Origin of the sequence: Luteibaculum oceani, assembly GCF_007995015.1 — a bacterium.
Taxonomy (GTDB): domain Bacteria; phylum Bacteroidota; class Bacteroidia; order Flavobacteriales_D; family Luteibaculaceae; genus Luteibaculum; species Luteibaculum oceani.
In genome coordinates this window covers 117,990-131,212 of record NZ_VORB01000006.1, presented here as the reverse complement: position 1 = coordinate 131,212, position 13,223 = coordinate 117,990, and the positions used below count along the sequence as shown (strand labels likewise).

General features: G+C 41.0%; 10 protein-coding genes and 1 tRNA gene. 6 read left to right on the top strand and 5 right to left on the bottom strand.

Annotated elements, in window-relative coordinates:
• Positions 1 to 99 precede the first annotated feature (99 nt).
• On the top strand, positions 100 to 5,424 hold the full coding sequence (locus FRX97_RS07830; RefSeq protein WP_147014642.1) for a gliding motility-associated C-terminal domain-containing protein: 5,325 nt from the start codon (positions 100 to 102) through the stop codon (positions 5,422 to 5,424).
• 182 nt (positions 5,425 to 5,606) lie between these two features.
• On the opposite strand, the gene FRX97_RS07825 is transcribed toward FRX97_RS07830, so the two are convergent.
• From FRX97_RS07825 to trxA, 4 genes are all read right to left on the bottom strand, one after another.
• Positions 5,607 to 5,861: a GIY-YIG nuclease family protein gene (locus FRX97_RS07825; RefSeq protein ID WP_147014641.1), complete on the bottom strand. Its 255-nt coding sequence runs from the start codon at positions 5,859 to 5,861 to the stop codon at positions 5,607 to 5,609.
• A gap of 78 nt (positions 5,862 to 5,939) precedes the next feature.
• A tRNA-Asp gene (locus FRX97_RS07820) sits at positions 5,940 to 6,013 on the bottom strand.
• A gap of 166 nt (positions 6,014 to 6,179) precedes the next feature.
• Entirely contained in the window at positions 6,180 to 7,106 is a 927-nt protein-coding gene (locus FRX97_RS07815; RefSeq protein WP_147014640.1) for a DUF58 domain-containing protein, read from the bottom strand.
• Between the two features lie 65 nt (positions 7,107 to 7,171).
• Complete coding sequence (gene trxA, locus FRX97_RS07810; protein ID WP_147014639.1) at positions 7,172 to 7,492, bottom strand: thioredoxin; 321 nt, start codon at positions 7,490 to 7,492, stop codon at positions 7,172 to 7,174.
• A 173-nt stretch (positions 7,493 to 7,665) separates the two neighbouring features.
• Here trxA and FRX97_RS07805 point away from each other — a divergent pair, with 173 nt between their 5' ends.
• From FRX97_RS07805 to FRX97_RS07785, 5 genes are all read left to right on the top strand, one after another.
• Positions 7,666 to 8,385, top strand: a complete 720-nt coding sequence (locus tag FRX97_RS07805) for a hypothetical protein (RefSeq protein WP_147014638.1) — start codon at positions 7,666 to 7,668, stop codon at positions 8,383 to 8,385.
• A gap of 109 nt (positions 8,386 to 8,494) precedes the next feature.
• Positions 8,495 to 9,838, top strand: a complete 1,344-nt coding sequence (locus FRX97_RS07800; protein ID WP_147014637.1) for a cytochrome-c peroxidase — start codon at positions 8,495 to 8,497, stop codon at positions 9,836 to 9,838.
• A 42-nt stretch (positions 9,839 to 9,880) separates the two neighbouring features.
• Positions 9,881 to 10,369 carry a DUF4890 domain-containing protein gene (locus tag FRX97_RS07795; RefSeq protein ID WP_147014636.1) on the top strand — a complete coding sequence of 163 codons (489 nt, stop codon included), beginning with the start codon at positions 9,881 to 9,883 and terminating at the stop codon, positions 10,367 to 10,369.
• Between the two features lie 58 nt (positions 10,370 to 10,427).
• Complete coding sequence (locus FRX97_RS07790; protein ID WP_147014635.1) at positions 10,428 to 10,802, top strand: RNA-binding S4 domain-containing protein; 375 nt, start codon at positions 10,428 to 10,430, stop codon at positions 10,800 to 10,802.
• Positions 10,803 to 10,914: 112 nt separating this feature from the next.
• Positions 10,915 to 12,162, top strand: coding sequence for a T9SS type A sorting domain-containing protein (locus tag FRX97_RS07785; RefSeq protein WP_147014634.1), 1,248 nt, complete (start codon positions 10,915 to 10,917; stop codon positions 12,160 to 12,162).
• A 98-nt stretch (positions 12,163 to 12,260) separates the two neighbouring features.
• Here FRX97_RS07785 and FRX97_RS07780 read toward each other — a convergent pair whose 3' ends face one another.
• Positions 12,261 to 13,199 (bottom strand): Cbp1 family collagen-binding glycoprotein adhesin, encoded by a 939-nt coding sequence (locus FRX97_RS07780; RefSeq protein WP_147014633.1) that lies wholly within the window; start codon positions 13,197 to 13,199, stop codon positions 12,261 to 12,263.
• Positions 13,200 to 13,223 lie beyond the last annotated feature (24 nt).

The following is a 13,223-nucleotide window of genomic DNA, read 5'->3' as shown; positions in this document are numbered from 1 at the left end:
TAAGTTGGTATATTATTGCTCATTTCAAATTCCCCTTAGAATAAACAACTTAGTTAAACCCAGTGCGTCCATTAAGTACATTTAGGATAGCCAAAGAGTATGATCAATCATATATTCTATAAAATATTAATCTCAGGTTTACTCCTTATTCTCTTTACGGATAGCATGGGGCAAATTCGGTTTCAAAATCCAAGTTTTGAGGTGGGTACAGGAGTGTTAGTAGGTGTACCCGTAGCCTGGGTGTACTGCAATGGAACTACAGATTGGGAGCCTGGTGTTTACAATAACCAACCCGCTTCACACGGAACTCGCTATTTAGGATTTTGGGACGGAAGCACCGGCGGCACAACCGTTGAAGGAACTGCTCTGGGAGAAGGAGCTATGCAGCTGCTTATTCAGGATGGAGAGGCTTGCCCGTTGGTTCCCGGCAAAAAATACACCTTCTCTTTCGATTTAATGTCAGATCCTTCTCGATCTTATACGCCGGGCCACATGGCAATAGTAGCAGGGTTCGCATCTTGTACACCCACCAAATTGTTTTGGAAAAGTAACGACCCTGGAGTTACCCATAATTTAGGAACAGGCTGGCAAAGGCATACCGTAGAGTTTGTTCCCGACGATGCCTATACCTGGTTTGGATTTTACGCCGTTTCCATTACACGTGGAGGCCAGCACTGTAGCTTAGATAATTTATCATCAATTACCCGAGTGGCTGGAGAAGTGAGCTATGAAGAAATCACATGTGCAAAAAATGGAAGTATCACTTTTACGGCACCAGCCGGTGGCGGACCATATGACTATACATGGTACGAAGGCGATACTACCACTGTAAGACCCGGCCTCAACGGAGCTACGGCAACCAATTTAGGTCCCGGAACTTATGTTCTTGAGGTCATCGACCAAACCGACCCCTGCCCCGTTCCATCCTTATACCGTATCACTCTTGATGCTGCTACTCCCATAATTGGAGTTGCTACCACCGACACCAACAAAATATGTAATGGTGAATTTGCTCAATTGGACTTTTTATCAGACCAACCAGACGCTCCAACGTATACATATAAATGGACACCCAGTATAGGATTAAGCAATCCAAACATTAAAAATCCTACAGCCAGCCCTCCCACCACCACAACATACACCCTAACCGTTGATGTTCCAGGTGATACCACGTGTACAGAAACCTACCAGATCACTATTGAAGTTGGAAAAAACAATCCCGGAATAGGTAAAACCTTGAAAATTTGCAGCAATGATGAGCCTGTAGATTTGTTTACAGAGCTTAGCGGAAATCCGGATGACAATGGAAATTGGGTATTTCAAAATGGCACTCCCTTCCAAAACCCATTTAATCCAGAAATACACGCACCAGGAAAGTACCACTACATCATTTCAACGGCCTCTTGTCCGGCCGATACCGCAACCATGATCGTAGAAGTTTCTGAAGTTCCAGATGCAGGAACAGAGATGGAACTCGAAGTCTGTAACGAAGTAATTAATCTAGATCTTAACAATTCACTTACTACTCATCCACGGCCCGGTAGATGGGAACTGCTTCAAAGCAATACCGCAACAGGTTCCTTTTCTAACAGTGGCTTGTACAACCCCTACGAAGGTGAAGATGGAGAAATAATTTTCATCTATCTTCCTGATGGACCCGAACAATGTGCTCCTGATACGGCAAAACTTAATTTAACAGTCCACCCAAGTCCAGAGCTTACACTAAATCCAATAGACAGTGTTTGTCCCGGCACAGAATACACAGTTGAAGTTTTGATTAATGGCGTGGCAAATGATTACACGGCCTACTTCACTGGCAATGGAGATCCCTATCAAAACGCAAGTTTAGCCAACGGATTAAACAGCTTTAATCTTCCTAGCTCAGCTTCGCTCTGGTTAAGAGCAGATAGCATTGTTTCCAATAGCGCGCCATTTTGCAAAGCTCCCCTGGACCAATTAGAATTTTCTGGTCATAAGAAAACCGCATTTAGCATAGTAGACTCAGTAGTTTGCGATGGTGATAATGTTGGAATAATAGCCTATTTCAGATTTAGAGAAGGTGACCGTTTTTCCTACCAATATAGCGTGGATGGTGGCCCTTTTAATCAAACTGGGAGTGCTGCAAGCCTTAATTTAAATAGTGGAACCCATTATTTAGTCTTAAAAGATGAACTGAATTGCCAACCTTACGATACCGTATTTTTCTCCAAAGCATGTAATTGCGTTACAGATCCTGGGGACATGATTAACCCTACGGATACTATTATTGTTTGTGGCGATGGTACGGCAACTGCCCAGCATGGCGGCAATCATGTAATGGATGGAAACGATGCCATTTCATACGTATTACATACCAATCCCGGCACCAGTCCTGGAAACATTCTTCAGAAAAATCTTAACTCGGCGAACTTCGCTTTCCAGCCTCCAATGGTGTACGATCGCGTTTATTATATCTCGGCCATTGTTGGCGACGATGACGGCACTGGCCACGCAGATGCAAAAGCGCCTAACCTCTGTACCCAAACAGCACCGGGTGTACCCGTATTTTGGACTAAAATTCCCGAGGGAACCATTCGCGTTTACCCTCCCGAAATTTGTGAGGCTGATTCCATATTCATTGAGTATAACCTACAGGGAAACAACCCCTTTGATGTCAGTTATCTGGAAAATCAATTAGGGTACAATCACAACTCAATATCTGGAACCGAAGTCCTGTTCAGAACGGGATATCAGACGGGTACTATAGATTTCTCCAACTTTCAAGTTGCTGATAAATACGGCTGTACTGCTGGAATAAAAACCGCACCCGATCCGTACCAGGTACTGGTTAACGACAGCATCAGCGCGAGCATAGACCAATACACCTGTGCTACAGATAACGAAACTTATTCCGCCCTTTTAACTATTAGAGAAGGTTCTGGAAATTATCTGGTGGATGGAAGCGCTATACCTGATAGTACTTTCCTGAAATCGAATATCACCAGCGGAGTTCCGGTAAGCTTTGTAGCAAGCGATGACAAAAATTGTAACCCAATAACTTTATCTGGCTCACATACCTGCCCATGTGCTACCGAAGCTCCCAACCTAAAGGCTGTATCAGGGGTGCAGTATTTCTGCGCAGACCAAGCCGCTTCGGCACAGCTCGAAGGAACTCAGGGCAATGGCGACCCTATGGGTTATGTTGGCGATGGAAACGATACTTGGTCATTTGTTTTGGCAATAGATCCCAATCAACCCATAGAAACTATGGTTGGTGGATCGCTGAGTAAATCGCCAGTGTATGCTATCTCTGATTTCCCAGCAGGAATTATTGATACCAACCAGACTTATTATATATGCCCGCTTGCAATGGACGAGGACTCAGATAATCCGGGATTAGTCGATATATCAAGTAAAAGGTGTCCCTTATACACCAAACCGGGTATCCCAATTGCATGGCGCGCTTTACCAAGTATAACCATTAGCGAAAGAGAAAGTGAACTATGTTATGGAGAGCAAGTGGTTATAGACTATTCGATTACCACAACTCAAAATGCGGATTTCGAAATAATTAGCAGCAGAACAGACAGCACCTTCTTTAGCAATATTGCTCAAGGTACAATGACTATTGCCTTAGCAGAAAACACCATTGGTACCCAACATACTCCCATTAGCTATTATGCCAGTAGTCCCCATTTTGTAACCAATACGGGGCAAACCTGTGTTGGAAAATGGGTTGGGGATAGCGCAAGGGTGAATATCCACAAGGAACCTAGAGCTGAATTTATCCCCAATTCAACCGACCCATCAGGAGCTTATAATGTCTGCTTGGGCGAAAATTTAAGCAAGGCAAAAATTAAATTTTCTGGAAGCGATTCTGTGTTTGCTCAAATTACCCCAAACATTGGTCTAATCAGATCGTATGATGGAAACATAGATGATTTATTTATCAGCAAGAACAACTTGAACTTAGGGAACAATGTCTTTAGTATTTCCCAGGTTTCTGGTCAAATCGTACAGAGCACTGGAAATAGAAAGCTTTGCGCAGGAAGTGCTGGCAATCCAGCTAATTTAACCGTTAGTGTTAAAGATCTTCCCACTTTGGATATAGCATTGGATACCAATAGAATTTGTGCGGGCAATCCAGTCAATTTAAGGCTAATTCCATCTGGTTCTGGAAGTCAATTTACTGCGTACGATAAAAATGGACAAAGCTACGCGCTAAACCAGGACACCTCCGTATTTACTTATTACCCCAAAGCCGACAGTGCATTTGTATTTACAAGAATTGAGCACAGCATTTACTCCGATGAATCTGGAAACGCTTGTGGTCAGGATATCTACGAAAGGGCATTATTGCAGGTAAACGAACTGCCTATAGCCACCATTTTCGATAAGGGTGCCGAAATTTGTGAGGGAGATTCCACCTTAATTTATTTTAAGATTGAGGGGAACGGTCCTTTTAGTTTCCAGTTTGAAAATGCGATGGAATTGGGATCTGAAAAAACGGGGTACCTCCCTAGACCTGAGGACACCCTAAAAATATGTGTTAGACCCAATAAAGATGCTTCATACATTTTAATAAATGTGACAGACGCCAACAATTGCGTGTCAGATAAAAATAACGGAAGCGCCTCGGTTCCCGTACATCAAAATCCTCAACCCGATTTCGCAGCAGATGATAGACTCTCCTGTACACCATTGATTACTCAACTTCGGATCATATCAGACTTAAGTAATCAACAAAGTAATAGTTGGGAAATAGGAGGTGGACTGGTTTTTGACAACGAGGATGTTTTATATATCAACCTACAACAACCAGGATCCTACGATGTGCGTTTAACCCAAACTACCACCAAGGGATGTAGTGCCAGTATAATGAAACAGTCCTACCTCCAAGTAGACCCCTATCCTATCGCAGGATTTGAAATAAAAGGAGATCCTACTGTAATTAATCCTGAGGTGAGAATATTAGACAAATCTCAGGGTGCAGAAAAATGGGATTACCTTTTGGATCATTCTGAGCATCTATCATCACTTCGACAGCCTATTATTCAATTTAACAGTCAAGACACCGGAAGGTATTACATCTCTCAAATTGTGTATTCTGGTGTAGAAAATTGCAGTGGTACCTTAACCCATTGGGTATATGTAAGAGACGAGGTACTAGTCTCCATCCCCAATGCATTCACACCCAATGGCGACGGAGCTAACGAGGAGTTTAAACCCGTATACAATGGGTTAGAAGGCCGAGCTGTACACTTTAGCATATATAACCGTTGGGGAGAGGAAATATTCCGAACTCAAGATCCAGATCGAGGTTGGAACGGCACCTACCTTGGCGAATTGGTACCCATCGGCGCTTACACCTTTATGGTTCGTATAAAAGGTCACAAAGGAGAAGAAGACAGAACTTATTACGGTACAGTAACGGTTATTGAGTAAACATTTCATTCAAAGAATTCCCTACTCCATGTAATCTTCTTGTGAAAATCAGATTTATTCAAATGGATGGTTTCAATTCTGCATTGGAAAAAAATCGAGTTTACAAAACATTCTAAGTACTTGTTCAACGCCTAGGGTACAATTCAAACTTGTACCCGTGTTACTTGGTAGGTATGGGTATTTTAATCAAGAGTACTTTGTATAAGCTCAGAAATACGCTTAGCGGTCTTCCAACCTTTTAATTTCTTCTCCCGCATTATAGCTTCTGTCTTATTGGAATATTCTTCGTGATAAACTAATTCCCAAGGTTGATGTCGAGCGGTGTACCCTTTGTGAGGACGATTGTGTTTGGAAAGACGATTTTCTAGGCTATCTCCTGTGTATCCTATGTAATACTTTTTGGATTTGGAACTTTGAAGAATATAGACTTGGAACATACCTATAAGGTACAGAATTTGCTTTAAACAAGAACGCTCGGAAAACGAAAAAAGGGAAGCATTTGCTTCCCTTTTTTGCGGTCTGGACGAGACTCGAACTCGCGACCCCCTGCGTGACAGGCAGGTATTCTAACCAACTGAACTACCAGACCGTAGTTTCTATTTCAATAAGCCTTTCGTTCCTTGTGGCTCGTGACCCTCCCGTATGAACGGGACAGGATTCTAACCAACTGAACTACCAGACCGTAGTTTCTTAACTGTCGTTGTTGTTAAGAGTGGTGCAAAGGTAATAGAAAATATTACCCACACAAGAAAAAATTATCTACTCTGTAATATTTTTTTTCGCCTCGAAAGATAAGCCCTCATTAAGTTTTCGAAATCGTCCTGAATATCAACCACATAATAGTCAGTTCTTAAATTCAAGAGCTCGGTTTTAATTTTCAAATTCTGCTCCGAAATTTTCTCTCTATAGCTTTTTTGATACTGCTCAGGGTTTAATTTTATTTCTTCGCCCGTTTCAGCGTCTATTATTCTTGCCCATTGGGTATTTAATTCTAAATCGTGTTCGCTGCGCCTATCATTTACATGAAAAACTACCATATCATGGTTCTTGTGAGCTAAATGTCGAAATGCTTCCCACAATTCCTCCTTCCAGCCACCAACAAAGAAATCAGTGAAAATTACCACCAAAGATCTTGCAGGTAAGGTTTCAGCTTTTTGATGCAAAATATTCACCAAGTCTGTTCCCTGCTGCTTTTCCTTGGTTTTATTTAGTTCCGACTCCAGCTGACTAAATAGAAATTGTTTGTGAGCAGGGGTAGATTTCATTTCGCTATCGAAATAAAGCTCCCTATCAAACAGGTTTAAAGCAAAAGCATCGCGCTGTCGCTGAAGAAGCTCCATAAGAACTGCAGCGCCATAGATAGAATATTGAAATTTGCTTAGCTGCTTTTCACTTTTCTCGGGATAAAACATGGAAGGCGAAGCATCTATAATAAACGATGCCCTCAGGTTGGTTTCCTCCTCATACTCCTTAATAAAGAGCTTATCTGTTCGTCCATATAGTTTCCAATCTATATGGCGGGTAGATTCACCCCTATTGTAGTGCCTATGTTCTGCGAACTCAACGGAAAATCCTCGAAAAGGGGATTTATGTAAACCCGTCATAAAACCTTGCACTACCTCCTTTGCAAGCAATTCTAGGTTTTTAAATGACCCAACAAATTCCCTATCAATTTTTCCCATGGCCGAAAAATAAAAAATCCCCCAGGCTTTCGCATGGAGGATTTCACAAATATTGTTTGTATCAATTAGGCGATCTGAGCCTCTAACTTATCTGTAAGTGCAGCTTTTGGTACCGCTCCTACTGATTTGTCTACAACCTCACCGTTTTTGATATATAGGATGGTAGGAATAGAACGGATTCCGAATTTCGCTGAAATTCCAGGATTCTCATCCACGTTTACCTTACCAACTTTTGCTTTTCCTTCGTATTCCTTGGCAATCTCATCAACGATTGGTCCAACCATTTTACATGGCCCACACCACTCTGCCCAGAAATCAACTAATACGGGTTGATCTGAATTTAATACTTCTGCCTCGAAATTATTGTCTGTAAATTCTAATGCCATAATTTGAAATTTCTAGCCTCAAAATTAAGGATATTTCCTAAATCTATCGACAAGGTCCTTCCAACCCCCTGTTAATATATGTTACCCTATAAGCATTGAAGCCACTGACATTTAACTGGTTAAATTAGGAACATTTTTTCTTTTTTAAAGTTAGTCTTTAGTAAACAGGCGATATGAAATTGGGAATAGATTTACTAAAGCATCTTGAGGATATTAAAGGAGCTAACAACGCAATAAATGAGGCCAAAGCAATTCTTAATGCAGAGGTCTTATTGGCAGAACGCGAACAAAACCAATTCAAAACTGCTGAAGGGTTAGGTGAAATAGATGAGGGTTTACTTAACGAAAAGCGCTGTTACACCATTAACCAGATCAAAGAACTTGCATTACGCTACAGGCTGAGGTTTCTTCCCATTAAGTATTTTAAAAATATCGTCCCCACGGAAGCCTTCAACAAAATTAATCACTTAAAAAAGCTTACAGGAAATCAAGAAATAGAAAACTCCCTGTATATTCTTGCTCCAGAAGAAATGTTTAGGCTTTCCGACATCAATAGCGATCCAATTTTGTTTGCCGCCACCTCTTCGGGAAGGTATTACTATATACATAAATGGGGTGGTGAATTAAACCCCGTCAGAGCTCTTTATGGAAGAGTCCTGAGAAATGAAAGGTGGACCATTACCAGCATTCTATTGCTAGGAATTTTATTCGGCATGCTCCTTCCTGAATTTATTTTTAAAAATTCAGCGGTACAACTGGGAGCCTCGTCTCTGTTTTTATTTAAGAGCTTTTACGGAATCTTTGTTTGTAGCGCGGTGTTTAGTTATTGGTTTTTTCTCCGATGTTCTGGTTTAAATAACAGAATATGGAACTCCAAGCATTTTAATTTTTGAGACAGGTTTGAATTAAAATCTGACTCATATTAAACTTTGATTTTGTTCAGTTTTTTACGGGCATTTTAAGGTATGCCGTTCATTTGTAGTGTAATTAAACCCCACTGCATTGAAAAAGCTTATCTACATAGGTACCATAGGCGCCTTTCTCTTTACCGCTTGTAGTAAAGAAGTTAATGACAATACTCCATCGGGTACCGACCAAAGGTTGGCCGTTTTGTTGAGTGAACAATCTCCAAACAAGAGCAAGGACTATTTCATACTCCCTGATGACGGAGATTTGGCAAGTATCCCACAGGATCCAAAAAACCCACTCTCACACGCCAAGGTTGAATTAGGCAAATTTTTATTCCACGAAACAGCAATTGGAGTAAAACCCAAATTTGATGCCAGTCGACAAACCTTCAGTTGTGCCTCATGCCACCATGTTGCAGCAGGATTTCAAGCCGGAAGAAAACAGGGAATTGGTGATGGTGGAATAGGGTTTGGTTTAATCGGTGAGGCCAGAAGAAAAGACCCCAATTGCCCAGAAAACGACGTAGATGTGCAACCAATCAGATCACCTTCCGCCTTAAATAGCGCTTTTCAGGAATTGCAACTTTGGAATGGACAGTTTGGTGGAGTTGGCGAAAACCAAAACTATCGAAACCAATGGACTGCTGGTACCCCAAAGGAGGTAAACAATAAAGAACTGCACGGACTGGAAACCCAAGCTATTGCGGGATTAACGGTCCACCGTCTGGATGCTAATAATCAATTGTTCGAAACCACAGACTACAAAAACCTATTTATCCAAGCATACGGCAACCTAAATACCAGTGAGCTTTACAGTTTGGAAAATATGGGAAAAGCAATTGCGGCTTACGAACGCACTTTGCTAGCCAACCAGGCTCCTTTTCAACAGTGGTTGAGAGGTAATTTTTCAGCCATGACAGAACGCCAAAAGTCTGGTGCAATCTTATTTTTTGGTAAGGCAAATTGTTCATCATGTCATACCGGACCAGCCCTAAATAGCATGGAATTTTATGCCTTGGGAATGAATGACTTTAGAGATTCCGAAGTTTTAAAAACAGTAGACGAGGCGACAAAAAATGGGCGCGGCGGATTTACTGGAAACCCTAATGACAACTATAAATTCAAAGTACCTCAACTGTACAACTTAACTGAAAGCCCATTTTACGGTCATGGAGGTAGTTTTAGAAGCGTAGAAAGTGTAATTAGATATAAAAATAAAGGTATTAAGGAAAACCCTGGGGTTCCAGACAGCCAGTTAGCTGAAACGTTTAAACCTTTAGGTCTAACGGAGGAGGAAATAGTTGCACTTACCGATTTCATTGAAAACGGATTAAAGGATCCAAACCTAGAGCGATTGGTTCCCTCTACCCTGCCTTCTGGAAACTGTTTTCCCGTAGCTGACCCAGAATCTAGAAACGATTTAGGCTGTAATTTATAATTTGGAACGATAATTGCGTTGTAGCATAATAAACCATTTGTTATGAAAAAGATATTCGTTACCATGTTGCTATCGGCCAGTTTAGGAGCGATGGCACAATCACCAAATGTTGACTACGACATTGATAAAAGGGCTGAAAATTTCACCGAAAAAGTTGCCAAAGAGTTGGATCTGAATGCCACTCAAAAAGCTAGACTTCTTGAAATCCATACTGCTGAGTTAGAGGAAATGACTCGTGCAAAAAAGGCGCGTAGAGATGTTGTTGTACAGCATAGAGAAGAAATTAAGGACAAGCGCGAAGAGCTTAAGAATGACCAAGAAGCCCTTGAAGCAAGAAGAGCAGCACTAAAAGCCGAGAAAGAAGCTTATGCTCAAGAAAAACAAGCAATGGAGGAAAAGTACCGCAGTCAGGTTAAATCCATTCTAACCGAAGAGCAATTTGAACAATACCTTTTGCTAAAAGGACGCAAGCAGGGGAAGGCAGAGGCGATAAACAAAATGCATCGAAAAATGGAGCATCCCAGAAAATAAGATGGGTATTTAACCTCTTTCAACACTGATTTTAAAAGCCACTTAGTAACTTTACACCATGCAAGTAAGGTTGGATAAGTGGCTTTGGTGTGTTCGGGTGTTTAAAACCCGATCTCAGGCAACCGATGCACTAAGAGGTGGAAAAGTGAAAATCAATGGAGAAGTTGTAAAACCTTCTCGAGAGACAAAAATTGGGGACACAATCTCCTATCGTAGAGGAGTCATCCATAAAGAAATAGAGGTAAAAGCTCTATTAGACAAAAGAGTTGGTGCCAAACTGGTTGAAAATTATGTGATAGATCACACTCCAGAATCCGAATACATCAAAGCAAAAATGCAAAGAGATATTGTATTCGCCAGAAGAGATAGAGGTACAGGGCGCCCCACCAAAAAAGAACGTCGCGATCTAGAAAAATGGGGGGATTGGGATTAACCCAAAATTAACACTTAAGTAACCAATAGTCAGTATTAATTTGTTTCCCCGCTCACCCTTATAATTTCACCTCTGGGTTATTTTTGCATTTCACCAACCAAAATTACCCAGTATGAATAAAACGCTTACGCTGTTTTGCGCTCTATTTTTAGGCGCTGTTTCAACCCTATTTTCCCAAAACGACTGTTCTAATGGTAGATTCCAAGACCCAATTTTTAATGAGGTTTTGGTAACGCCTGGAATTTTATACGGAAATGCAGAAGTTACTTTCGACACCTTAAATTCGAACGGTACGAACCCTTACCCGTTGTATTTAGACGTTTATCAGCCAGCAGCCGATCTTGAAACAGAGGAAAGACCAGTAATTGTATTTGCATTCGGTGGAGCATTTGTATACGGAGCACGTGTTTCTCCAGACATTGTTGAATTGTGTAACCGCTATGCACAGCTTGGATATGTTTGTGTTTCTATAGACTACCGTTTATCTGATGAGCTTTTGGTTAATCCATCTCCAGAAAATGCTACCCGTGCTGTATTAAAAGGAACACACGACATGAAGGCGGCGGTAAGATTCTTATATCGTTCTGCAAAAGACCTTACTAATCCATTTAGAATAGACACCAACCAAATTTATGTTGGAGGGGTTTCTGCAGGAGGCTTTTGTGCATTACATACTGCCTACCTAAATGACGACGAAATTCCAGAGATCTTACGTCCGGAGTACGAAAGAAGTGGTGGATTAGAAGGAAGAAGTGGAAATCCAGGATACTCATCTAAAGTTGCCGGAGTTATTAATCTTTGTGGTGCCCTTGGCAAGAAAGAATGGTTAGAAGTGGGGGATGTTCCTGTTGTTTCAATGCATGGAGACCAAGATGAAACCGTTCCTTACGATGAGGATACAGTTAGAATCCTGGACATAAACTATCCCGTTGCTGGATCGGCAGCCATTCACCGTCGTGCGAATGAAATTGGGGTTATTAACGACTTCTATACATTTAAAGGTGCAGGCCATGTGCCTTTCGTAGGAGATGCGGCATACATGGATACGACATTTAACTTTACTAGTGCATTTATGTACGAAAGAGTTTGTGGATCCGTATCCTCTGGCATTTCCGAAAAATCTAAAGCTCGCAATTCACAGGTTTACCCTAACCCAAGCCATGATTTTATTTCCGTAGCAAATGCAATGGAGCTGGTAGATCTTAAAATTATTAGCCCCGAAGGAAGGGTGGTATATTACACAGAAAACAGCATCTTGATGAATAAAATTGATATATCAGCCTTAAAAAATGGGGTTTATATGCTGGTTACCAAAGAGAAGAATGGAACGGTAAATTCCGCCAGTTTTGTGAAAAAATAATGCCCTTATAAAAAAGGAAAAGAGGCTGCCTCCATTTGGAGAGTCAGCCTCTTTTTTTGTCCCCACTTACGTGAGTTTATGGGTATGCTGCGCCCTTATTATATCCAGCTATCTTTGGTTGCTACTACTAGGAATTTGCTCTTTTCCCAGAATTTTGCAGGATCCTTGATCTCTATCCATTGGATAGTATTTCCTTCGCTAACGATTTTGTACGATCCAGAAGGGTGATTGGTTACGATTTCTGCGTTCTTTTTATATACTGGAATACGTTTTAAGAATCTCAAATCGATTTCTGTAAATACTTCTTCGTTAACCTTTGGATTCAACTCTTTAGCAGCCGCTATCCCTAAAATTCCACCTTCTTTGTTAACGATATTTTTTTCCTTAAGCTCTTTATGATCACCTACTAAGTAGTATGCTCTATGAAGTTTTTGATCTTGCTCGGCAATCAAGTTTTCTTTTGCTATCAAGGTAGAATCTTGATTGTTTACCGTACGCTCTAAGGTGTTATTTAACTCCTTAGTTTTCTCAAGATTATCAGCTAATTCAGCATTTAGAGCCTCCAATTTTGTCATTTCTTCTTTATAGGTTTCCAAACGCGTTTTAAGCTTTCCATTTTCTGCTTTGTATGCAGACAATCTGCTATCCTTGTGCTCTACCTTCTTGTTAAGATCCTCAATAATCTGATTGTTCTTTGCAATCAAATCCTCGATTGCCTGAATTTCAGCTGAAATTCTTGCTTTTGGATCTTCAACACCCTCCAGGTTCATATTTTCTCTAATGTTCCCTTCGTGCATAGAAATACTGGCAAGGTTTTGTTCTATTTCGCGGTAAGATTCCATCTGCTCGGCAGACTGTAATCCATACTGCTCTTCGTAAGCAGCTAATTGTTGTTTCAATTCAGTTTTCTCGCTCGATTGTACCAGAGCAAAAGCTCCTAATCCAACCGCGCATACGGCTAATACTCCAATTGCTATATTTTTCATGGTATTCGATTTTTCTTGGTTATTGGTTTTGTTATTCTCTGTGGTTTTCATGGTTTTTGTTTTTGATGGTTTTAA